A 20,896-nucleotide genomic window follows, 5' to 3' on the forward strand; every position below is an offset into this window, starting at 1 on the left:
CGCGGGAGGCGGTCCGAACCGTAGGCCGGTTACTCCGCGTCGCGGTCGAACTGAGCTTTCGACCAGCGGTAGCCGAGGACGGTGAGACCCAGGCACCACCCGACGGCGAGCCATCCGTTGTGGCCGATCTCGGTGCCGAGGAGGAGTCCTCGCAGGGTTTCGATCGCCGGGGTGAAGGGCTGGTACTCGGCGATCGGCTGGAACCAGCCCGGCATGGCGTCGACCGGGACGAAGGCGCTGGAGATGAGCGGCAGGAAGATGAGCGGCATGGCGTTGTTGCTGGCGGCCTCGGCGTTGGGGCTGACCAGCCCCATGCCGACCGCGATCCAGGTGAGCGCCAGCGCGAACAGCGCGAGCAGTCCGAACGCGGCCAGCCACTCCATGGCCGTGGCATCCGTGGACCGGAATCCGATGGCCACTCCGACGGCCCCGACGAGGACCACGCTCATCACACACTGCAGGACGCTGCCGGCGACGTGCCCGATGAGCACCGACTGCCGGTGGATGGCCATGGTGCGGAAGCGGGCGATGATGCCCTCGGTCATGTCGGTGGAGACGGACACCGCGGTGCCGATCGTGGTGGAGCCGATCGTCATCAAGAGGATGCCGGGGACGATGTAGGCGATGTAGTCGGAGCGGTTGCCGCCGCCGATGCCCGCGCTCATGGCGTCGCCGAAGATGTAGACGAAGAGCAGGAGGAGCATGACCGGGGTGAGCAGCAGGTTGAGGGTGAGGGACGGGTAGCGCCGGGCGTGCAGCAGGTTGCGGCGCAGCATGGTGGACGAGTCGCGCATGGTGAGGGAGACGGAGCTCATCGGACGTTCTCCTTGGGCTGGTTGGGGACGTTGGCCGGGCCGTTCAGAGGGCCGTTCAGGGGGCCGGTCAGGGCGAAGAAGACGTCGTCGAGGTCGGGTGTGTGCACGGTGAGTTCGTCCGCCTCGATGCCGGCCGAGTCCAGCCGGTCGAGGATGGAGCGGAGTTCGCGCTGGCTTCCGTCGCTCGGGATCTGCAGGGCGAGTGCTTCGTCGTCCCGGGTGACCTCGCCCAGGCTGGTGGCGGCGGCCCGGTATGCGGCCGGGTCGGTGAAGCGGAGCCGGATGTGTCCGCCGGGGACGATCCGCTTGAGTTCGTCGGCGGTGCCCTCGGCGGCGAGCTTGCCGTCGTGGAGCACGGCGATGCGGTCGGCGAGTTCGTCGGCCTCCTCCAGGTACTGGGTGGTGAGGAAGACGGTCACCCCGCCGGACACCAGCCCGCGGATGATGCCCCACATGGTGTGGCGGGAGCGCGGGTCGAGGCCGGTGGTCGGCTCGTCGAGGAAGATGACCCTCGGGCCGCCGACCAGCGTCATGGCGATGTCCAGGCGGCGCTTCATGCCGCCGGAGTAGGTGGAGGCGGGCTTCTTCGCGGCCTCGACCAGGTCGAAACGCTCCAGGAGTTCGGCGGCGACCCGCCGCCCCTCGCTGCGGGAGAGGTGGTGCAGGTCGGCCATGAGGAGCATGTTCTCCTCGCCGGTGATCAGGCCGTCGACCGCCGAGAACTGCCCGGTGACACCGATCGCGCCCCGCACCGCCTGCGGGTCCGCCGCCAGGTTGTGGCCCGCGACCTGCGCCTGCCCGCCGTCTGCGGTGATGAGCGTGGAGAGGATCTTCACGGCGGTGGTCTTGCCCGCGCCGTTCGGACCGAGCAGGGCGAAGACCGAGCCGGCAGGGATGTGCAGATCGATGCCGTCGAGGACGGTCTTGTCCCCGTAGGACTTGCGCAGACCGACGGCGGAGATGGCGGCGGGCGACTGCGCGCCGGTCTCTCGGTTGGATGTGGGCATGACAGATGAAGGCATGGAGCCCTCCCGTTCGAAGGGTGAAGTGGCTGGCGCGTGGTGGGCGAGCGGGCGGGCCGGTGTTCAGGCCTTGGCGCGGCGGATGTCGATGTTTCCGTGCCGGGTGCGGGCGCGGATCTTGACGGTGTCCTCGGTCTCCTCCGGGGCGTCGGACGCGGTGAGCGCGTTACGAACCTGGCCCGAGCCCGAGTTGACGTCGAGCCAGGCGGCCGTGCCCGCGCGGACACCGATGTCGATGGCGCCGTAGTTCGTCTCCAGCTGGGCCGTGCCGCGCGCCACTTCGCCCACGCGGAGGGTGCCGTGGGCGGTGGTGGCGGTGACCGAGTCCTCGGCGCGCCGGATCTCGATGTCGCCGTTGGCGCCACTCACCCGGACTTCGCCGGTCACGGCGTCGACGGTTGTGGTGCCGTGCGAGTTCTTCAGGACGGCGGGGCCGTCGACGATGCCGACGCGCAGGCTGCCCGAGCTGGTGGTGATCTCGGCCAGGCCCTCGACCCGGTCCACGCTGATCGAGCCGTGGGAGGCCTTGAGCCACAGGGGACCGGTGGTGTCGAGGCGGACGTCTCCGGACGAGGTCTTCACCCGGACCTCACCGAGCCGGCCCTCACCGAGCACCTGGGCCCAGGCGCCGGTCATGTCGATGCGGGAGCCCGCGGGCAGTTCGACGGTCACGTCCACGGTGCCGGTGCGGCCGAGCAGGTTGGTCTTGGGCGTCCTGACCGTCAGTGTGCCGCCGGCGTACGTGATCTCGGTCTGGTCCGCCGTCCGCACGTCCATGTCCTTCTTCGGGTCGCGGGGCAGGATTGCGACCACCGTGTCGAGGCGGTCGCCCGCGGTGAACTGGATGGAACCGGCCTCCACGTGTGCGGTGACCGAGATCGGCTCAGGAGTGTCGAAAGAAGGCATGGCTGTCCCGTCCTCTTGGGTCTTGAAGGCGTCCCCGCTGGTGGGACGTGGTGTGGGTGAAGTGGTGCGGCCAGGGTGCGCTCAGCGCACCCAGCCCGTGAAGCTCTGTCCGACGGTCCGGGTCTTCTCCGTCGTGCGCGGCTGGGCGCCGCCGTCGGCCGCGGCCGACACGGCGCGGACCACCCACGCGTTGACCGACAGGCCCTCGCGGGCCGCTGCCTCCTCCGCGCGGGTCTTGAGGTGGGCCGGCAGGCGCAGGTTGACGCGGGCGGTGCCGCCCTCATCGCTTTCGGTCGGGGTTCCGGCGGGTTCGACAGGTGCGGCCGGTTCCGTGGAAGTGCCGCCGTCCCCGGGCGGCGGTGTCACCACGAAGTCGGGGTCGAGCCCGCGCAGCCGCACGTCGACCGAGCCGGGGGCGAGTTCGCGGGTGATCTCGTCCATCGCGGCGGAGAGCACGTTGAGCATGGTCAGCCGGATCGCCGACTCCAGGGGGGCGGTGAGCCTCTCTGCCAGCTCGCGGGCTTCGTCGCCACCGGCTTCGGCGGCCACCGCCAGGTCGCGGCGGATGGTGTCGACGTAGGGGGTGAGGTCCATGACGCCATCATGGCACCATCATGGCGCCAAGCGCAAGGGTGGGGCGGCATTGCTGGACCTGCTCGACGTCGAAACCGTGCTGACCTGCGAAGATGCCCTGGCGTCTGTGGGGGTTGGTGTGGCGCCATACGTGCGTGAGGGTGATGGGTGGCGCCGAGTGGCGCCAGGTGGCGCCAGGTGGGGCCGGGTGGTGCCGGACGGTGTCAGGTAGAGCCGGCACACACACGACGCGATGAAACGGGACCGGAAGGCTTCGTCAACGACGCGTCAAGGGTCGGGCGCGCGGAGTCAAGGGTCCGCTAACGGATACCTCCGACCCGCTGGGGACGCGCATAGCGTCATCGATGTGCCCCGGCCGCCGGCGGTCCGGGGATGTGCCCGTCTCCATGAGGAGTGCCATGAACGACAGCCAAGGTGTCGAGGACCCCGACCCCCTTCAACCGTTCCGGACCGGGACGTTGTTCGTCCCGGTCCGGCAGGGGCCCGCGGGCTGCTGCGCCCGCCTCTTCCGTACGCCCCTCGGCGTCCGTACCGCAGTCGCGTTCACCGACGAGCGACGGCTGACACTCACCCTGAGGCGGCGGCAGACCTGGATCCGGCTCTCCGAGCCGGCGGTACGCGCCCTCGTCGCACCTCTGGGAATCGTCGACCTCGTCGTCGACCCGCTGCTCGCAGCCCCAGGGCCCCGTGACGTCTCCACCACCGGGTTCACCCGCCGTCCGGCCGGGGATCCGCGCCCGGCCGACCCGCTCCGCCCGGCCGCGGCGCGGTCGCTGTCTCCTGCGTCCACCTCTTGACCCGCTGGGGGAACACCATGACCACAACACTGCCCGGACTGCCGACCGCGGCCACGCCGCAGGCCGCTTCCGTTCCGCCGGGCAACGCCGCGAGTCTGTCCGTCTGGCCCGCTTCGGCGCGACTCTCCGCCCGGGGCGATGTCTCGGTGGGCGGCGTCTCCCTCGTGGAGGCGGCCGAGCGGTTCGGCACCCCGCTCTATCTCCTGGACGAGGGGGAGGTGCGTGACCGCTGCCGCGCCTACGTGCGCGCCTTCCCGGACACCGACGTCGTCTACGCGGCCAAGGCATTCCTGTGCCGTGCCCTCCTGCACTGGGTAGGGGAAGAGGGCCTCGGCCTGGACGTCTGCTCCGCGGGCGAGTTGGAGCTCGCCGTCACCAACGGCTTCCCTCCCGAGCGCATCGTGATGCACGGCAACGCCAAGAGCCCGGACGACCTGAGCGCCGCACTGCGCCTGGGCGTCGGCAGGATCGTCATCGACAGTGCGTGGGAGATTGCACGGCTGTCCGCGCTCGTCCCGGACGGTGCCCGCCAGAAGGTGCTGGTGCGCGTGGTTCCCGGTGTGAGCGCCGGCGGTCACGCGGCGATCCGTACCGGCACGGACAACCAGAAGTTCGGGCTCTCCCTCACCGACGGGAGCGCCCAGCACGCCATCGCCCGCATACTCGGCCAGCCACGCCTGGAACTGGTCGGACTGCACTGCCACATCGGTTCGCAGATCAGCACCGTCAAGCCCTACCTGACGGCGCTCCGACGGATGGTCGGGCTGCTCGCCCAGATCAGCCACCAGCAGGGAGTCGTCCTGCCGGAGCTGGACATGGGAGGCGGCCACGGCATCGCCTACCGGCCGGGGGAGACCTCCCTCGACATCGCGGCCCTGGGAGCACGCATCCGCCGCGAACTGGTCTCGAGCTGTGCGGCGGCCGGTATATCCGTGCCCCGGCTCACCATCGAGCCCGGTCGCGCGGTGGCCGGTCCCGCAGGCGTCGCGCTCTACAGGGTGCTCGCCGTGAAGAGGACGGGTGACAGCCTCTTCGTGGCCGTGGACGGCGGAATGAGCGACAACCCGCGGCCCGCCCTGTACGGCTCCCGCTACGCACCCCGGCTCATCGGCCGCCGCTCCACTGCCGAGCCCCGTACGGCGACCGTCGTCGGACGCCACTGCGAGGCCGGCGATGTGCTCGCCGCCGATGCTGCCGTGCCGGGCGACATCCACCCGGGCGACCTCCTGGCCGTTCCGGTAGCCGGCGCCTACCACCTCTCCATGGCGTCCAGCTACAACGCGGTCGGCCGTCCCCCGGTGGTGGCCGTCCACGAAGGCCGCGCGCGGATCCTGATACGCCGCGAATCCCTCGCCGACATCAACGGCCGCGACATCGGGCTGTGAACCATGGACGGAATCGCAGGCCGACGTGTCGTGGTCGGCGTGAGCCACTCGCAGTCGAACCTCACACCTCTGCGCCGGGCCGCGGCCGAAGCCCGGGGCGGCGGGCGCGAGTTGTGGGCCGTGCCGGCCTGGGAGCCGCCCGGCGGCGGGCCCGGGCACCGCGGTCTCTCCTGCCCGCCGCGGTTGGCCGAGTTCCGCAGGTCGGCGGGGGAGCGGCTGTTCGATGCGCTTGACACCGCGTTCGGCAGCGCCGGGCCCGGTGTCCCGGTGCGGCCCTTGACCGTGCGTGCTTCAGCGGGACGGGTGCTGGTGGAGGTCGCCGCCCAGGACGACGACCTCCTGGTTGTCGGGACGGGACCGCGCCTGTGGCACCGCGCCCTCTGGCCGTCCGTCTCGCATTACTGTCTGGCACACGCGTCGTGTGCGGTGCTGGCCGTTCCTCCTTCACCACTGGAGAAGGAGCTCGGCGCCGTGCGACGGAGAATCACCTGGCGGCTGCCGCTGGACGCCCGGGAACCGGCCGACCCGGCGCCCCCGGGCACCGGCTGGGACAGCACGTCATGACCGCGCCCTGCGGGAAGGCCGTGCGGCCCCTCAGCCGAGCGGCTCGAAGGGGGCCGGGGGTTCGCCCGTCCAGCGGTGCAGGCGGATCTCGCCCTCCTGCTCGACGACGCCGTCCTTCTCCACGGCCCGGCCCTCCGCGACGTAGTAGCGGCCGTCGCCCAGGGCGTCGAATCCGTAGCTGCCGTGGAACTCCCAGCCGCGGATGCCGGTCGCCTCGTCGCGCAGCCCGGCCTCGCGGAGGGTGAGGAGCTTGCCGGTCTCCGGCGTGGGCTGGCCCTCGATCTCTCCGCGCACCGGCGCGACGGAGCCGTCGACCGTGAAGAACGAGTAGTTCGGGAAGCCCTCCTTCCTGCCCTTGTAGACCGCCATGATCCAGTTCCTGGTGTACGGGTCGTACTGGAGGTTCTGCACGCCGTAGGTGGTGTTGCCGGTGCGGACGAAGTACTTGCCGTCGTGGTGCCGGGGGCCGCTGTGGTGCGGGGCGTCCTGGGAGAGCGGTCGTGCGTACCTGCCCCAGGCGCCGATGTCGTACTGCAGGATCACCTGGTGGTCGTTGTCGGTCCGGCCGGTGTGCGAGTAGACGCCGTACGCGACCTTCAGCGTCTGCCTGCCGCCCCGCCTGCCGAACTCGGGGCCGAACGACACCCCGTCGATGCCGCTGCACCCGTAGCGGTGGTCGGGGGTGTCGGCGGTGTCGCCGTCGAAGACGCCGTTGCCGTCCATGTCGGCGGTGAAGTCCTCGGCCACCTCGTCGAGATGGACCGCGGTCATGACGCCGTCCCGCTCCGCGTTCATCCCGACCCGGTCGATCTTTCGAGCGTCGAACACGGCGATGTAGAAGGATTCCGCCGCCTTGTATTCAAGCGATCCGTAGACCCTGCCGTCCCGTTCGTCGACGTCGATGTCACCGAGGTGGCCGGTGAGGCCCTCGACGGTCCCGAGGACCTTGCCGGCGAGGTCGGTCTTGACCAGCTGCTGGGTGAACGACCAGTAGACGAAGCCGCGCCCGCGGTCCACGGTCACGCCCTGCAGATGGCTGGTCGGCCACGCGCCCCCGTAGACGTAGGACGGCAGCTCGGGCGGCCGGCCGCCCCGGTCGCTCGCGGCGGCGACGCCGGGGGAGGGGGCGGCGAGGAGGAGGGCCGGGACACTGATCCCGGCGACGAGTACGGTTCGGAACATCCGGAGCTTGCGGCGCACGCGGTTTCCTTTCCACGGGAACGTGAGACTTGCTCCAACTCCCTCGTACGTCCGTCATGACCAGGTCCGCAGCACCTCCGGGTTCGCGCAGTGGGCCGGGGTGCGGCCGGCCAGGAAGCGGGCGACCTCACCGGCCACGAGGGCGGACGCGTTGTGGGCGGTCTGCTTGCTGGCGCCCGCCAGATGCGGGGTCATGACGACGTTGGGCGTACGCCGGAGCCGGGAGCCGGGCGGCAGCGGCTCTTCCGGGTAGACGTCGAAGGCCGCGCCGAAGAGGCGGCCCTCGTCCAGGGCGTCGCAGACGGCGTCGTAGTCGAGCAGGGAACCACGGGCGCAGTTCACGAGTACGCCGCCGGGCGGCATGAGCCCGATCAGCTCACGGGAGAGCAGCCCCTCGGTCTTCGGGGTGGCCCGCGCGTGCACCGTGACGAAGGACGAGCGGCGCATCAGCTCGGGGAGGTCCACCCGCTCCGCCGGCCCCAGGGCGGCGTCGTCGGCGTACGGATCGGCGACCAGGACACGCGCGCCGAAGCCCTGGACGATCCGGGCCACCCGGGAGCCGATGGCGCCGTATCCCACGATGCCGACCGTGCTGCCCTCCAGTTCGGGTCCGACGCTGTCGTAGCGGTAGTAGTCGCCCCGCCAGATGCCCGCCGTGAGGTCCTGATGCGTGGCGGGTACGCGGCGGGTGGCGGCCAGCATCAGGGCGACCGTGTGCTCGGCGGTGGCGGTGGCGTTGCGGCCGGGGGCGAAGGTGACCGCGACACCGTGCCGGGTGGCCGCCGCGAGATTGGCGTTGACCGGGCCGCCCCGGCCGACGCAGAAGAGACGGAGCCCTGGGCTCGCATCGAGGACCCGCTCCGTCAGCGGTGCCATCTGGGTGACGCAGATGTCCACACCGTCCAGGGCCTCGATGAGCTGGTCCTCCGTGCCGGAGGCCTCGCGGACCTCGGCCACCGCGCCGAAGGGCTCGACGGGCCAGGGCAGGGTGAGTTCACGGAAGGTGGCCGCGGGTGCGACCGGCCGGAGGTGGTCGGTGAAGAGGGAGTTACGGACGAAGTGGTCGCCGGCCGCGAGGATCGTGGTCACTCGGGTACTCCTGGGGTCACGTGCTGGTTCAGCGTCAGCAGCGAGGGTGTGCCGTCTCGGAGAATCAGTTCGTTCAGCGCGCAGTTGGCCAGGTGGGGGAAGACACGGCGGTAGTCCCGGAGCGGAATGCCGAGCAGTCGGCAGAGGGCGAGCCGGATGGCGGTCGAGTGGGCCACGACGAGGACACGTCCCTCCTGGTGACCGGACCGCAGACCGGCGAGGAAGCCCGCATACCGCTCGCTGACGGCGACGGGATCCTCCCCGTCGGGGAAGTGGTTCCCGACCGGGTCGGCCTCGAAGGCCTTGAGCGCGCCGGGCAGGCGCTCGCGCATCTCGGCGCGGGTCATCCCCTCGGCGATGCCGAAATCGAGTTCGCGCAGCCGTGGTTCGAGATTCAGCGGCAGACCGGCGCGGGCCGCGCTCCCCTCCGCGGTCTGCCGGCAGCGTCGCATCGGTGAGGACCACACCGCCGTGAGATCCGCCCGGCCTGCCCAGGAAGCGAGCCCGGCGGCCTGGGCGCGGCCGTGCTCGGAGAGATCGATGTCGGTGACCCCGGCGTAGCGGTTCTCGGCGTGCCAGACGCTCTCCCCGTGCCGTACGAGGAAGACATGGAGGCTCATGATGCGGTCCTTTCTCGTGCGTGGGCCGCGACGGTCTCGGGCAGCCAGCCACGCTGGACCAGCAGATCGAGCAGCCGGGCGTAGCCCTCGTCATGCGCGGATCGGCCCGAGGCCCGTGGCTCCAGCACCCGGTCGGGCCGCACCATCGCGGCGGCGGCACGGTCCAGACCGCCCGGTTCCCCGCAGGCCGATGCGGCGAGAACAGCCATGCCGAGGGCGGGCTGGGCATGGCGGGGCAGGGACACGGGCCGGCGCAGCACATCGGCGCGAAGCTGGTTCCACACCGGGTTACGGGTCGCGCCGCCGGTGAGGACGACGGCCCCGTCCGTGGGGGCGCCGAGCAGGTCCACGTAGTCGAAGCAGAGGCGTTCGAGATATGCGACGCCCTGCATCAGCGCGGCGAAGTCCTCGGCGCGGCCCGCCGGTTCCCGGCTGCGGAACGCCACGGCCTCCGGGGCGACGAAGGGGAATCGCTCACCCGGCGAGACCAGCGGATAACGCAGCAGCCCGGTGGGCAGCAGAGGCACCGCCTCCTCGGTCAGCAGGTCCAGCCCCACGCCGGGGAACTCCCGGGCGACCAGGCCCGCACCGGTGCTGGAAGCCCCGCCGGGCAGCCAGTGGCCGGAGGGTGAGCGGTGGGAGTAGACGACACCGTTCGGGTCGTGCAGCAGTTCCTCGGTGACGCCCTTGAGTACGAGCGTGGTGCCCAGGACCGAGTTCCAGCTGCCCACCGCGGTCGCTCCGGAGCCCAGTTGGGCCGCACAGCCGTCCGTCATCCCGGCGACCACGGGAATCCCCGGGACGAGCCCGCACTCCGCCGCGGCACCGGCGCAGACCTCGCCGATCAAGGTGCCGGGAAGCACCAGGCCGGGCAGGACCCCGGTGGGGATCGCCAGCGCGGCGAAGACCTTCTCCGGCCATGACACCGTCGCGGCGTCGGCCCCGGACTTGAGGGCGTTGCTGGTGTCGGTGGGCACCTCGTGCCCGACGAGCCTGCGGTTGATGACGTCGTTCTGGTGCGCGAGGCGCCAGCCGTCCGCCACCGCGCGCGGATACCGGTCGAGCAGCCATCGGAGCTTGGGAAGCCCCCAGGAACGCTGCATCCGCCGGTAGCCGGCCCTGGCCCACTGCTCCTCGCCGAGCGCGTTGACCTGCTCCGCCTCCACGGTCGCGCGGCCGTCGTCGTACATGAGGCCGGGGGTGACGCACCTGCCGTGCCGGTCGGTCAGCGTGACCGTCCCGGAGGTCGCGTCGACGGCCACGGCGCGGATGCGGCGCGGGTCGGTGCCTGCGGCGCAGGTCTGCCCCACGGCCGAGCAGACCGCACGCCACCACTGTTCCGGATCCTGTTCATGGCGTTCGCCCCGCCGGTTGCTGGTCAGCGGCGACGACCCCGACCCGAGCAGCCGGCCGTCCGAGGCCACGGCGACCGCGCGGACCCCCTGGGTGCCCAGGTCGATGCCCAGCCAGACGTCCTGGCCGGTGGCGCTCACGCGCCCGCTCCGCCGACGAGACGCGCGCCGGCGCGCCCGAGCGCCCAGATCGGCCGGTGCAGCTCCCGCAGCCTGACGAACTCCTCGTAACGGGCGCCCACGGACCGGCCCTTGGCCGGGTCCGGCTCGCAGGTGGCGGAGATCCGCACGTGCCGTGCCGCCGCGGTCGCGAAGTCGGGCTCGCGGCCGGTCGCGACCATGCCGGTCAGCCAGGCGCCCCGGGCCCCGGTCTCCGCGTCGGCGGGGATCGCCACCGGGAGGCCGACCACGTCCGCGATCAGCCGCGTCCAGTACGCGCTCCGGGCGCCGCCCCCACTGAGGGTCAGCAGCTCGGGGGTGGCCGCGGAGGCGGCCAGACAGTCGCGGATGGCCATGGTGGCTCCCTCCACCACCGCGCGGGCCACATCCTCCCGGCTGCTGTCCAGGGACAGGCCGGACAGGGAACCGCGCGCTCCCGGGTCGAAGAACGGGGCGCGTTCCCCGGCCGAGGAGACGTAGGGCAGGAACCGCACTCCGGCCGTGTCCTCGGCGCCGCGCTCGGCCAGGGCCATCAGGTCCGCGACAGAACCGAGCCCGAGGAGCCGTGCGCCCCAGTGCAGCATGTCGCCGCCGCTCATGGTGGGGAAGGCGCGCAGGTAGTGCCCGGGGACGCCCAGGGTGACGGTGATGCCGACCGGCGCGTCGGTGAGCACACAGGCGGCCGAGTCGGTGACGATCTCGGTGGACAGCGTGGTGCCGAGCACTGTGCAGGCGCGGCCGGTGCTGACGGCGCCGGAGCCGATGGCGGTGGCGCAGATGTCGTAGGGGGCGAGCACCACCGGGATGCCCTCGGGCAGTCCCGTCGCGGCGGTGGCAGCGGTGCTGAGCGCGGTCACACGGTGGTCGTCGTCCCGCAGCCCGGGCAGCAGGTCACGGGCCCACTCCACTCCGTACAGCTCGAACAGCCGGTCGGACCACGTACGCCGCCCGATGTCCAGGAAGGGCGCCGACGCCTCGGACTCGTCCACGGCCGCTTCCCCGGTGAGCTTCAGGAAGAGCCAGCCGCCGCAGGTCAGCAGGTGGCGGGAGCGGCGCGTCCGGTCCGGGTCGTGCTCCCGCATCCAGGCCAGCACGGCGTTGGGCATGCCGGTGGACAGCCGGGAGCCGCAGATCCTGAAGGCCTGCTCCAGGGTGCCGTCGCGCTCCCACCCGGTGACCAGGTCGGCGGCCCGGCCGTCGTTCCACAGCACGGCGGGCCCGGTGGGCCGGCCCCGGCCGTCGACGAGCCATGCTCCGTCGCCCTGCCCGGTGACGGCGACCAGATCGGGCGGCTCGGGCAGCGCGGCCACGACTTCGCGGACGGCGGAGACGACCGCCTCCCAGACCTGGTCCATGTCCTGCTCCGCCAGACCCGGCCGGGGCCGTAGCACCCGCGTCGGCCGGTGGCTGACCGTCAGTTCTGTTCCGTCCGAGCCGTATCCGACCACCTTGACCGTGGTGGTGCCCGCGTCGATGGCCAGCGACGTCATGCCCTCAGCCCCTTCCATGCGCCTGCCGCGAGCGGCGGGCGGCGGAGTCCAGGGCGACGGCGACCAGCAGCACGCAGCCCGTGATGATGAAGCGGTACGAGGAATCGAGATTGAGGAGGGTGAGCCCGCTGGAGATCGACTGGATGACGAGCACGCCGAGGAGGGCGGCGAAGGCGGAACCACGGCCGCCGAAGAGACTGGTCCCGCCGATCACCGCCGCGGCGATGGCGTTCAGGTTCACGTCCGCGGTGCCGGTGCTCTGGTTGGCCGCCGCGAGACGGGCGGCGGCCAGGACCCCGCCGGTCGCGGCGAGGGTGGAACACATGACGAACGCCGCCGTGTACACGCCGCGTACGTCGATACCGGCCCTGCGGGCGGCCTCCGCGTTGCCGCCCACGGCGTACAGGGACCGTCCGAACCCGGTCCGGGTGAGGACGTAGTGCAGGATCAGGACCAGGGCGACGAAGAGCACGAACATCCATGGCACGCCACGGGTCCGGTTCAGGTAGTACGCCGCGAACAGCAGCGCCGCCGCCAGGGCCAGCGACTGCACCGCCAGCCAGCGCGGCGAGACGGACGACAGCCCGGCACGGCGGCGGCTGCGGGAGCGGGCCAGGCCGACGGCAAGGAAACCGCCGGCGGTCAGGAGCATGAGGGCGTAGGCCAGCGCGTCGGGGACGAACCACACCTGGGCGAACTTCACCAGGGCTGAGTCGTACGGCAGATTGATGGCGTTCTGGCCGCGCAGGAGCCAGAGCTGGGTGCCGAGGAAGGCGAGCAGGCCGCCCAGGGTGACGACGAAGCTGGGCACTCCGAAGCGGTTGAGCACCTGCCCGTAGACCCAGCCGATCAGCGCGCCGACGCCGGCCGCGACGAGGACCGCCAGCCACACCGACTGCTCGTGACGGACCATCACCACGCCCGTCGTGGCGGCGGCGACCCCGCTCACCGAGCCGACCGACAGGTCGATCTGGCCGACAAGCAGGACGCACACGATTCCGAGAGCGATCACACCCAGGGACACCATGTCGAAGGACAGGTTCACCAGGTTGGTGCTGGACAGGAAGGTCCGGTTCAGCGACTGGAAGATCGTCCAGATCACCACGACACCGGCGACGACCGGCAGCATGCCCAGGTCGCCGGCCCGTGCCCGGCGGACCGTGCCCCGGACACTGTCCCGGAAACCGTGCCGCGCCGCCGGAGGCTCGTCCTGCAGGTCGGCGGCCGCCGCCACCGGAGAACCGAGAGAGGTCACGACTGTCCCTCCTCTTCCCGAGAAGCGACCGCGCGGCGCGCGGCGCGCTGCGAAACGGCATTGTCGGAGGCGCCGGTGATCGCGGCGACGACCTCCTCGGAGGACACCTCCCGGGCGTCGAACACCCCGTTGTTGCGCCCTAGCCGGAGCACGGCCACCCGGTCGGCGACCGCCCGGACGTCCTCCATGTTGTGGCTGATCATGACGACGCCGAGCCCCTTGCCCCTCAGCCGCTCGATGAGGTTGAGCACCTCCGCGGTCTGCGCGACACCGAGGGCGGCCGTCGGTTCGTCGAGCAGGACGACCTCCGGCCGGCCGAGCAGAGCCCGGGCGATCGCCACCGTCTGCCGCTGACCGCCCGAGAGAGCGGCCACCGGGACGTCGAGCGTGGGGATCCTGGCCCTCAGCTCACGCAGCAGTTCCCAGGACCGCTTCTCCATGGCGACGTCGTCCAGCATCCACGGCCGCAGCTCCTGGCCCAGGAAGAGGTTCGCCTTGACGTCCAGGTTCTCGCACAGCGCCAGGTCCTGGTAGACCGTCGCGATGCCCAGCGCGTGCGCGGCGCCCGGGGAGTCGAACGAGACCTCCCTCCCGTGGAAGGAGACGGTCCCCGCGTCGGGTGCGTACACACCCGAGAGGATCTTCACGAGCGTGGACTTGCCGGCGCCGTTGTCCCCGACCACGGCGACCACCTCACCGGCCGCGACGTCGAGATCGATGCCGCTGAGCGCGGCGACCGCGCCGAACTGCTTGCTCACACCCCTCAGCGACAGCACGACCGTCCCGTCGGTACCCGGGCCTGCCCCCGGCGAACCGGAGGCCGCCGGGATCGCGGAGCTCGTCATGGGTCCCCTCTCTCGCTCCGGCACAGGACGCCGCTACTCGATGCCCAGACGCCGGCAGTCGTCGGCGTACACGCGGGTGCAGACATCCGCGGGCTCGAGCACAGCGCCGGGGCCGAAGATGACCTCCTTGACGTTCTCCCGCGTCACCACCGTCGGTTCGAAAAGCTGCGAAGGCGTGTCGAAGAGCGTCGAGTCCCCCTCGGGCTTCTCACCCTCCATCAGCTGATGGGCGGCCTCTGCCGCCGCCTCCGCGACCGTCTTGATGGGCTTGGAGATGGTGTTGTACTGGTCGCCCGACACGACGCGCTGGACCGCCGCCAGCTCGGCGTCGTTGCCGGTGACCGGAGGTACCTTCACCTCGGCGCCCTTGAAGGCCGCGATCACTCCACCCCCGGTGCCGTCGTTGGCGGCCACCACGCCGGCGATCCGGCCGGGGTACTGGGCGATCTGCCCGCTCGCCCACTGCTGCGCCTTCTCCGGTGACCAGTCCGGCGTGTCGTACTCGGCGAGCAGTTCGAACCCGCTGTCGTCGATCGCCTTGTGGATGCCCTTCTTGATCAGCCCGGCGGCGGCGTCGGTCGGAGAACCGTTGACCTGGAGCAGTCCGCCCTTCGCTCCCGTCTTCTCGAGGCGGCCGACCAGCGACCGGCCGATGGATTCGCCGATCGCCTCGTTGTCGAACGAGACATAGAAATCCGCGGCCTTCTTGGTCACCGGGCGGTCGTAGGCGATCACCTTGACGCCCTGAGAATGCGCCATCTGCACGATGGTGGACGCGGAATCGGAGTCGACCGGGTCCAGCACGATGACCTTGGCGCCCTGCGCCATCGCCGAGTTGGCCTGCTGCTGCTGCAACGACGCGTCGCTGTCGGCGTTCTGGTAGATGACCTTGCATTCCTTGCAGAGCGCCCCCATGCGCTTCTTGAAAAGGGGGGCGTCGTACTGCTCGTACCGGGTGGAGGCGAGGTCGGGCATCAGGAACGCCACCTTGCCCGTGCCACTGCTGCCACCGGAGCCGGCCGTGCCGCCGGGCTCCTCCGCGCACGATACGAGCGCGCCCATGGCGAGGATGCCGGTGAGAGCGAGACGTGCCGTTCTTCTCATGTTCCACTCCCTGCTCATCGACACTGAAGGCAACGCTCAGGAAACTCAGATGTTTCATTTGTGTCAACGGACCGCAGTAATTGAACAATTGCTGTGCTGTTTCCCCGGCATTCGATGTTCGCTCGGCGTTCGGGATCAAGGCATGCGGGATGCGGACTCCGGCCGACGGCCCTCGTTCCGCAGCGGGGCGTCGGCGGCGGCAGGGGATGTGCACTTCACAGAAAACGAACAGGAGCGCCCGTGGGAGCAGAGGACCGGCGACCGGCCGACATGAGCGGCAGGAAACCCCGCGAGCGGAGGGAGCGGATCAAAGTCCGCGTCGTGGACAGGGGCTTCGTCCGGATCGAGCAGCTGGCGGACGAGCTGGGCGTGACCGCCATGACCATCCGCCGGGACCTCGACTACCTTCAGGACCGGGGCTGGCTGAGGAAGGTCCGCGGGGGTGCGACGGCCCAGCCCTCGACCGCCTTCCACGGCGATGTGCGCCACCGTGCCCGCGCCATGACGGCGGCCAAGGACGCCATCGCCCGCGCCGCCCTGCCTCTGGTCAAGCCCGGGCAGGCGGTCGTCATCGACGACAGCACGACGGCTCTGGCGCTCACCCGTCTGCTGGACCGGCACGCCCCGTTGACCGTCATCACCAACTTCGGTCCCGTCACCCAGACGCTGGCCGGCAGCCCGGGCATCGAGCTCATCTCCCTGGGCGGCACCTACTACCCCGCCTACGACGCCTTCCTGGGCCTGCGCACGGTGGACGCCGTGACCAGTCTCAGCGCCGACACGCTCTTCGCCTCCACGACCGCCATCACCCGCGGCCACTGCTACCACCAGTCGCAGGAGACGGTGGCGGTGAAGCGAGCCCTGATGGATGCGTGCGCCCGCAAGATCCTTCTGGTCGACCACACGAAGTTCCGCCGGCGCGGGCTCTACCAACTGGCCCCCGTGACCGCCTTCGACCTCGTCATCGTCGATTCGGGCATCCCGGCCTTCGACCTCGACGCCCTCCAGGCGGACGGCGTCGAGGTACTCGTGGCCCGCCCGGAACAACCGCGGGCGCAGGCCCGGCCCGGCACGGGACCGAGCCGGTAGCGGCACGTGGGTCCTCGGCCGGCCACGGTGGCGGAGGCATGCGCGTACTTCGCGCGCCCGTCGGCCGGGCGCGCGTGACGGTGCTGTCCGCCTGCGGAGGTGACAAGCCGGAGCGGGATGGTCCGGCAGGTCACCTCGGCGGTCGGTTCACGGATTGCGGGGACCGACATGCTCCCCTCGGAGTCGAGTTCGACCACGGCGCCGGTCGTCGGCGCCCCCGCGTACAGCGCGGGGTCAGTGGCCGAGCAAGGTGCGCAGCGACGGTTGGAGCAGGTCCGCATGGGTGCGCACCATCTCGTCGCACAGGTCCCAGATGCGTTCGACGGGCAGGGCCGCGGCAGTGGCCGGGTCGGCCATGGCCGCCTGACGGATGGACCGGGGGTCGTCCTCCAGAGCGGCGCGGACGACCAGCTCGTTCATGCCGAGATAGCCGCGGTTGAGGGCGGCGCACTGGGCGGGCAGCGAGCCGACACGGGTGGGCTGCACTCCCAGTGAGTCGACCAGGCAGGGAACTTCGACGGTCCCGGTCGAAGGGAGATTGTCGATCAGCCCGTGGTTCGGGACGTTCCCGTAAACCGTGCGCGGTGTACCGGTGACCATGCTGTGGATGAGCTGGGGGGCGTATTCCATCGTGCCCTCGACGGCGAGAGCCGATCCGTCGGCCAGCGTGTCGCGGGTCCGCTCGTATGCGGCGACGTTCTCGTCCACGATGCCGAGATAGGCGCCGATGGGAAGGCGCAGTCGCTCGATCTCGCTGTCGTGGTGCAGGTACCAGGGGACGTACTCGGCGGAGTGCTCACTGGTCTCGGTCGGGTAGTAGCCCAGGCGCCGGTACATGTCGACGCGTACCCGGCGCCGCAGCTCGGGGTTCTCCGCGATGAGGGAGTCGAGGCGTGGGTAGAGGTCGGTTCCGTCGTGCTCGAGACGCAGCACCCACGCCTGGTGGTTGACTCCGGCGGCCCGGTAGACGACTTCCTCGTGCGGGACCTTCAGGAGGTCCGCGAGGTCACGAACGGTCCAGTACACCGAGTGGCACAGCCCGACGACGCGCGTCAGCCCGGTGGCCCTGGTGAGGTACTGGACGTTCATCGCCATCGGGTTGGTGTAGTTGAGCAGCCAGGCCTCGGGGCAGACCTCGGCGATGTCCTCGCCGAGGTCTTTGAGCAGGGGGAACGTGCGCAGCGCGCGGAAGATCCCTCCTACGCCGAGAGTGTCGGCGATGGTCTGGCGCACGCCGTAGCGGGCAGGGACGTCGAAGTCGACCCGGGTCGATTCGCGCATGCCGACCTGCACGATGTTGATGACGAAGTCGGCGCCTTCGAGCGCTGCCCGCCGCTCGGCGTGGGCGGTGATGCGGGGCACGCCCCCGTGCTGCCCTGTCAGCCGGTCCGCGATCTGGAGTGCGGCGCCGTGCGCGGTGGCGAGGCGTTCCGCGTCTATGTCGTGCAGAGCGATATGGGCGCCCTTGAGCTCCGGGAACACGAACAGGTCCGCGAGGAGGCCCTGGGTGAACACGACGCTTCCCGCGCCGATGAACGCGATCTTGGGTGTGGTGTGGGTCATCAGGAGTTCTTTCCGTTGCGGGCGACGGCCGTTCGGGCCTCGTCCCAGGTGGGCTGGGCCGGGGTACCACCGTGTGCCCGGGTGGACAGAGTGCCGCAGGCGGCGGCGAATTCAAGAGCCTCGGGGAGGGGGAGGCCGCGCAGGAACGCGGCGACGAAACCCGCGTCGAAACTGTCCCCTGCGCCGACGGTGTCCAGCGGTCGGGCGGGGGTACCGGGGATGCGCAGCAGGGTCCGGCCGTCGTGGATGAGGGCTCCTTCGGCCCCGTTCTTGACGACCACGTGCGGTCCGCGTGCTGCGAGTGCGGCGGCCGCCTCGTCCAGGGGGTCCGTCCCCGCGGACACGGACGCAGTGTCCGCGGAAGCCGTGGCGTGTGCCAGGGCCAGTGCCTCCCGCGCGTTGGGCAGCAGGAAGTCGGTGACGGCGAGCGTCGCCTCGATCCCTTCGGGTGCCCACACGCCGGAGGGATCGTCGTTGGTGTCGACCGATGTGGTGGCGCCGCTCGCGCGCGCCTTGGCCAGCAGTTCGGGCAGAGCATCGGCGATGCGGGGCAGCAGGAAGTAGGAGGCTGCGTGTACATGCCTGCTGTCGGTGAGCAGCGCCTCCGGGACGTCGTCGGGCCCGCCGGCGGAAAGGGTGCCCGGGGACGTGAGGATCGCTCGATCGCCGTCCCCCCGTGTCACGACCACCGTGAGCGGCGTCGGCAGGACGGGATCGACGCGAAGGGCGTCGGTGTCGACCCCGCGCGCGGTCAGAGCGGTACGGACGAACCGCCCCGCCTCGTCGTCCCCGACGCGTCCGGCGAAGGCGACCTTGAGCCCGAGGCGGGCAGCTCCGCACGCCATGATCGCGCCGGAGCCGCCGAGAGTGAGCAGGCCGGTGTCGACGAGTTGTTCGCGCTGTCCGAAGGCCGGTGGCGTGTCGAGCGGGCCCAGGACGATGTCGGGATTGACGTCCCCGATGACGAGCAGGTCGAAATTGTGCTGCATACGGCTTCCTGTGATCGCGGACTCCGGCTGACGGAGTGCGGCGTGAATGGCGGGACCGGGGGTGGCGGCGTCGTGAGTCCGCGGTCCCCCGCCCGGCGGTCCTTGCTCGGAGCTGACCTCAGCCCTTGATACCGCTGGACGTGATGGACTGGATGAAGGACTTCTGGGCGAAGAGAAACGCGAGAAGGACCGGTAGGACGGTGATCACATTCCCGGCCATGACCGCGGACCAGTGGGTGTGGTGCTGCCCCTGGAATGTCGTCAGACCGAGCTGGAGCGTGTACTGGGTGTCGTGGTTGATGGCGATCAACGGCCAGGTCAGGTCGTTCCAGGTGGTCAGGAACGTCAGAACCGCCACGGTGCCCAGGGCTGGTCTCGAGAGGGGCAGGACGATGAGGAACAGCACCCGTAGCCGTGAACAGCCGTCCATCCAGGCCGCTTCCTCCAGCTCTCTCGGCAGGGAGAGGAAGAACTGACGGAACAGGAACACGGCGAAGGGTGTGACCAGGGAAGGGACGATCAACGCGCCCAGGGTGTCGTTGAGTCCGAGCCGCTTCATCACCAGGAACGTGGGGATCATCGTCAGCTGGAAGGGGATGGCCATCGTGGCAAGCATCAGAGCCAGCAGGACCCGGGAGCCGGCGAACCGCATCCGGGCGAACGCGTAACCGCCGAGGGCGCCGAGCAGCAGGTTCGACGCCACGGCGACCACCGAGACGATCAGTGAGTTGGCGAACCAGCGCGGGAACATCGCGTTGCCGAGCACGTACCGGTAGCCGCCCAGGTCGATCCCCGACGGCCACAGGGCCGGTGGGAATCGGTTGATCTCGGCGTCGCTCATCACGGAGCTGAGGAGCAACCAGATCAGTGGGATCGCGAAGACCAGGGCGAGAGGGGCCAAGAGCAGATGCCAGGCACTGAACGGCAGTCGGACCCGACGTCGCGGAGGGCTGCCGGCCGGCCGTGCGGAGGAGCGGGAAGGGTGGCCGGACGTTGTCGCGCTCATCGTGCGGCTCCTTCGAGGCCGTGGGTCTCACGTGCCCGGACCCGGGCCGCCCGTACGAGGCGTGGGACCAAGAAGACGAGGAGCAGTGCCACCGCCAGCGCGTAGGCGGCCGCCGCGCCGTAACCGGCGGTGAAGTTCTTGAAAGCCTGCTCCCAGATGAAGTAGACGATCAGGGTGGTGGATCCGAGCGGCCCGCCCTTGGTCGTGACGTACACCAGGTCGAAGACCTGAAGCGCGTTGATGGTCTGCCACAGCAGGAGAAAGGCGAGGACGGGGTTGAGTGCGGGGAGGACGACGTGGCGCAGCAGATTCCACCGCCCGGCGCCGTCCAGTCGCGCCGCCTCGGTCAGGGAGGGCGGCACGTCCTGCAGCGCGGCGAGGATGACCACCACGCAGAAGCCGGTACCGCTCCACAGCGAGATCGCCACCAGGACGGGCAGTGCCTGGCCCGGGTCGGTGAGGAACCCCTGGGGGGAGACCCCGAGCTCGTGCAGCACGGAGTTGGCCACCCCGAACTCCGGGTCGAGGACGAAGGAGAACAGGACCCCCTGTGCCGTCGCAGAGATGACGAACGGCACGAAGATCAGCGTGCGGTACAGACCCACCAGCCGGATCCGCCGGTTCAGTACGAGGGCCAGCACCAGCCCCAGACCGATGCTCAGCGGTACGTACAGCGCGGTGTAGAGCAGCGTGTTGCGCACGGCCTGGCCGAAGTTCGGGTCCTGCACCAGAGCACGGTAGTTGTCGAGGCCGACCCAGCGGCTGGGTGTGACCAGGTCGTCGGCCCGGAAGGACAGCAGCAGGGACCAGGCCACGGGAACGACGCTCAGGCCGAGAACGATCAGGACCGAGGGTGAGACGAAGATCCAGGCGGTCGCCTGTTCCCCGCGAAGACGGCGCTGCCAGGGGCCCGGCATCGGCCGTTTCACGATGCGGCTCGGTGCCGGGCCGCTCGTGATGCCTTCGTCGCGGTCGGCATGGCCGTGGCCCGCGCGGGTGTTGTGCTTCCGCTCCGGAAGCGTGAGCGGAGTGGGCAGACGCGGCATCGAAAT

20 protein-coding genes are annotated in these 20,896 nt (G+C 70.8%); 4 read left to right on the forward strand and 16 right to left on the reverse strand.

Annotated elements, in window-relative coordinates; translation table 11 throughout:
* Positions 1 to 29 precede the first annotated feature (29 nt).
* From OG379_RS34725 to OG379_RS34740, 4 genes are all read right to left on the reverse strand, one after another.
* Positions 30 to 815 carry an ABC transporter permease gene (locus tag OG379_RS34725; RefSeq protein ID WP_405667127.1) on the reverse strand — a complete coding sequence of 262 codons (786 nt, stop codon included), beginning with the start codon at positions 813 to 815 and terminating at the stop codon, positions 30 to 32.
* Positions 812 to 1,837 (reverse strand): ATP-binding cassette domain-containing protein, encoded by a 1,026-nt coding sequence (locus OG379_RS34730; protein WP_405667128.1) that lies wholly within the window; start codon positions 1,835 to 1,837, stop codon positions 812 to 814. The genes OG379_RS34725 and OG379_RS34730 overlap by 4 nt, the downstream gene beginning before the upstream one ends.
* Positions 1,838 to 1,900: 63 nt before the next feature.
* Positions 1,901 to 2,743, reverse strand: coding sequence for a DUF4097 domain-containing protein (locus tag OG379_RS34735; protein ID WP_393762675.1), 843 nt, complete (start codon positions 2,741 to 2,743; stop codon positions 1,901 to 1,903).
* Between the two features lie 81 nt (positions 2,744 to 2,824).
* Positions 2,825 to 3,337 carry a YlcI/YnfO family protein gene (locus OG379_RS34740; protein ID WP_405667129.1) on the reverse strand — a complete coding sequence of 171 codons (513 nt, stop codon included), beginning with the start codon at positions 3,335 to 3,337 and terminating at the stop codon, positions 2,825 to 2,827.
* 398 nt (positions 3,338 to 3,735) lie between these two features.
* Between OG379_RS34740 and OG379_RS34745 the strand changes: the two genes are divergently transcribed.
* Genes OG379_RS34745 through OG379_RS34755 form a run of 3 tightly spaced genes read left to right on the forward strand, consistent with a single transcriptional unit; the run spans position 3,736 to position 6,083 of the window.
* Positions 3,736 to 4,134: an SAV_915 family protein gene (locus OG379_RS34745; protein WP_405667130.1), complete on the forward strand. Its 399-nt coding sequence runs from the start codon at positions 3,736 to 3,738 to the stop codon at positions 4,132 to 4,134.
* A 17-nt stretch (positions 4,135 to 4,151) separates the two neighbouring features.
* Positions 4,152 to 5,519 (forward strand): diaminopimelate decarboxylase, encoded by a 1,368-nt coding sequence (gene lysA, locus OG379_RS34750; RefSeq protein WP_405667132.1) that lies wholly within the window; start codon positions 4,152 to 4,154, stop codon positions 5,517 to 5,519.
* Positions 5,520 to 5,522: 3 nt separating this feature from the next.
* On the forward strand, positions 5,523 to 6,083 hold the full coding sequence (locus tag OG379_RS34755; RefSeq protein WP_405667133.1) for a universal stress protein: 561 nt from the start codon (positions 5,523 to 5,525) through the stop codon (positions 6,081 to 6,083).
* Positions 6,084 to 6,113: 30 nt separating this feature from the next.
* Here OG379_RS34755 and OG379_RS34760 read toward each other — a convergent pair whose 3' ends face one another.
* The 8 genes from OG379_RS34760 to OG379_RS34795 are packed head-to-tail and all read right to left on the reverse strand — an operon-like array spanning position 6,114 to position 15,197.
* Positions 6,114 to 7,283 carry a hypothetical protein gene (locus OG379_RS34760; protein ID WP_405667134.1) on the reverse strand — a complete coding sequence of 390 codons (1,170 nt, stop codon included), beginning with the start codon at positions 7,281 to 7,283 and terminating at the stop codon, positions 6,114 to 6,116.
* 54 nt (positions 7,284 to 7,337) lie between these two features.
* A complete protein-coding gene (locus tag OG379_RS34765) occupies positions 7,338 to 8,372 on the reverse strand; it encodes a 2-hydroxyacid dehydrogenase (RefSeq protein ID WP_405667135.1) in 1,035 nt (344 codons plus the stop codon).
* Positions 8,369 to 8,992, reverse strand: a complete 624-nt coding sequence (locus OG379_RS34770; RefSeq protein ID WP_405667136.1) for a histidine phosphatase family protein — start codon at positions 8,990 to 8,992, stop codon at positions 8,369 to 8,371. Before OG379_RS34770 ends, OG379_RS34765 begins: the two co-directional genes overlap by 4 nt.
* The gene (locus tag OG379_RS34775; RefSeq protein WP_405667137.1) at positions 8,989 to 10,485 is read right to left on the reverse strand and encodes an FGGY-family carbohydrate kinase; all 1,497 of its coding nucleotides are present in this window, start codon (positions 10,483 to 10,485) and stop codon (positions 8,989 to 8,991) included. Before OG379_RS34775 ends, OG379_RS34770 begins: the two co-directional genes overlap by 4 nt.
* Positions 10,482 to 11,993 carry an FGGY family carbohydrate kinase gene (locus OG379_RS34780; protein WP_405667138.1) on the reverse strand — a complete coding sequence of 504 codons (1,512 nt, stop codon included), beginning with the start codon at positions 11,991 to 11,993 and terminating at the stop codon, positions 10,482 to 10,484. The genes OG379_RS34775 and OG379_RS34780 overlap by 4 nt, the downstream gene beginning before the upstream one ends.
* Before the next feature lie 4 nt (positions 11,994 to 11,997).
* Positions 11,998 to 13,248: a sugar ABC transporter permease gene (locus tag OG379_RS34785; protein WP_405667139.1), complete on the reverse strand. Its 1,251-nt coding sequence runs from the start codon at positions 13,246 to 13,248 to the stop codon at positions 11,998 to 12,000.
* Positions 13,245 to 14,093 carry an ATP-binding cassette domain-containing protein gene (locus tag OG379_RS34790; protein ID WP_393762691.1) on the reverse strand — a complete coding sequence of 283 codons (849 nt, stop codon included), beginning with the start codon at positions 14,091 to 14,093 and terminating at the stop codon, positions 13,245 to 13,247. Before OG379_RS34790 ends, OG379_RS34785 begins: the two co-directional genes overlap by 4 nt.
* A 33-nt stretch (positions 14,094 to 14,126) precedes the next feature.
* Positions 14,127 to 15,197: a sugar ABC transporter substrate-binding protein gene (locus OG379_RS34795; RefSeq protein WP_405667141.1), complete on the reverse strand. Its 1,071-nt coding sequence runs from the start codon at positions 15,195 to 15,197 to the stop codon at positions 14,127 to 14,129.
* 270 nt (positions 15,198 to 15,467) lie between these two features.
* Between OG379_RS34795 and OG379_RS34800 the strand changes: the two genes are divergently transcribed.
* Positions 15,468 to 16,286 (forward strand): DeoR/GlpR family DNA-binding transcription regulator, encoded by an 819-nt coding sequence (locus OG379_RS34800; RefSeq protein WP_405668758.1) that lies wholly within the window; start codon positions 15,468 to 15,470, stop codon positions 16,284 to 16,286.
* Between the two features lie 234 nt (positions 16,287 to 16,520).
* On the opposite strand, the gene OG379_RS34805 is transcribed toward OG379_RS34800, so the two are convergent.
* From OG379_RS34805 to OG379_RS34820, 4 genes are all read right to left on the reverse strand, one after another.
* On the reverse strand, positions 16,521 to 17,849 hold the full coding sequence (locus OG379_RS34805) for an alpha-glucosidase/alpha-galactosidase (protein ID WP_405667142.1): 1,329 nt from the start codon (positions 17,847 to 17,849) through the stop codon (positions 16,521 to 16,523).
* Entirely contained in the window at positions 17,849 to 18,838 is a 990-nt protein-coding gene (locus OG379_RS34810; RefSeq protein ID WP_405667143.1) for a carbohydrate kinase family protein, read from the reverse strand. Before OG379_RS34810 ends, OG379_RS34805 begins: the two co-directional genes overlap by 1 nt.
* 118 nt (positions 18,839 to 18,956) lie before the next feature.
* On the reverse strand, positions 18,957 to 19,844 hold the full coding sequence (locus OG379_RS34815) for a carbohydrate ABC transporter permease (RefSeq protein ID WP_405667145.1): 888 nt from the start codon (positions 19,842 to 19,844) through the stop codon (positions 18,957 to 18,959).
* Positions 19,841 to 20,890 (reverse strand): carbohydrate ABC transporter permease, encoded by a 1,050-nt coding sequence (locus OG379_RS34820; protein WP_405667147.1) that lies wholly within the window; start codon positions 20,888 to 20,890, stop codon positions 19,841 to 19,843. The genes OG379_RS34815 and OG379_RS34820 overlap by 4 nt, the downstream gene beginning before the upstream one ends.
* Between the last annotated feature and the right edge of the window lie 6 nt (positions 20,891 to 20,896).

Source organism: Streptomyces sp. NBC_01166 (genome assembly GCF_045039765.1).
Classification (GTDB): Bacteria; Actinomycetota; Actinomycetes; order Streptomycetales; family Streptomycetaceae; genus Streptomyces.

What these genes read in the sequence shown, in the direction of transcription:
- OG379_RS34725 (WP_405667127.1), bottom strand. Translation starts at nt 815, where the DNA reads ATGAGCTCCGTCTCCCTCACCATGCGCGACTCGTCCACCATGCTGCGC.
- OG379_RS34730 (WP_405667128.1), bottom strand. Translation starts at nt 1,837, where the DNA reads ATGCCTTCATCTGTCATGCCCACATCCAACCGAGAGACCGGCGCGCAG.
- OG379_RS34735 (WP_393762675.1), bottom strand. Translation starts at nt 2,743, where the DNA reads ATGCCTTCTTTCGACACTCCTGAGCCGATCTCGGTCACCGCACACGTG.
- OG379_RS34740 (WP_405667129.1), bottom strand. Translation starts at nt 3,337, where the DNA reads ATGGACCTCACCCCCTACGTCGACACCATCCGCCGCGACCTGGCGGTG.
- OG379_RS34745 (WP_405667130.1), top strand. Translation starts at nt 3,736, where the DNA reads ATGAACGACAGCCAAGGTGTCGAGGACCCCGACCCCCTTCAACCGTTC.
- lysA (WP_405667132.1), top strand. Translation starts at nt 4,152, where the DNA reads ATGACCACAACACTGCCCGGACTGCCGACCGCGGCCACGCCGCAGGCC.
- OG379_RS34755 (WP_405667133.1), top strand. Translation starts at nt 5,523, where the DNA reads ATGGACGGAATCGCAGGCCGACGTGTCGTGGTCGGCGTGAGCCACTCG.
- OG379_RS34770 (WP_405667136.1), bottom strand. Translation starts at nt 8,992, where the DNA reads ATGAGCCTCCATGTCTTCCTCGTACGGCACGGGGAGAGCGTCTGGCAC.
- OG379_RS34780 (WP_405667138.1), bottom strand. Translation starts at nt 11,993, where the DNA reads ATGACGTCGCTGGCCATCGACGCGGGCACCACCACGGTCAAGGTGGTC.
- OG379_RS34790 (WP_393762691.1), bottom strand. Translation starts at nt 14,093, where the DNA reads ATGACGAGCTCCGCGATCCCGGCGGCCTCCGGTTCGCCGGGGGCAGGC.
- OG379_RS34795 (WP_405667141.1), bottom strand. Translation starts at nt 15,197, where the DNA reads ATGAGAAGAACGGCACGTCTCGCTCTCACCGGCATCCTCGCCATGGGC.
- OG379_RS34800 (WP_405668758.1), top strand. Translation starts at nt 15,468, where the DNA reads ATGAGCGGCAGGAAACCCCGCGAGCGGAGGGAGCGGATCAAAGTCCGC.
- OG379_RS34805 (WP_405667142.1), bottom strand. Translation starts at nt 17,849, where the DNA reads ATGACCCACACCACACCCAAGATCGCGTTCATCGGCGCGGGAAGCGTC.
- OG379_RS34810 (WP_405667143.1), bottom strand. Translation starts at nt 18,838, where the DNA reads ATGCAGCACAATTTCGACCTGCTCGTCATCGGGGACGTCAATCCCGAC.
- OG379_RS34815 (WP_405667145.1), bottom strand. Translation starts at nt 19,844, where the DNA reads ATGAGCGCGACAACGTCCGGCCACCCTTCCCGCTCCTCCGCACGGCCG.
- OG379_RS34820 (WP_405667147.1), bottom strand. Translation starts at nt 20,890, where the DNA reads ATGCCGCGTCTGCCCACTCCGCTCACGCTTCCGGAGCGGAAGCACAAC.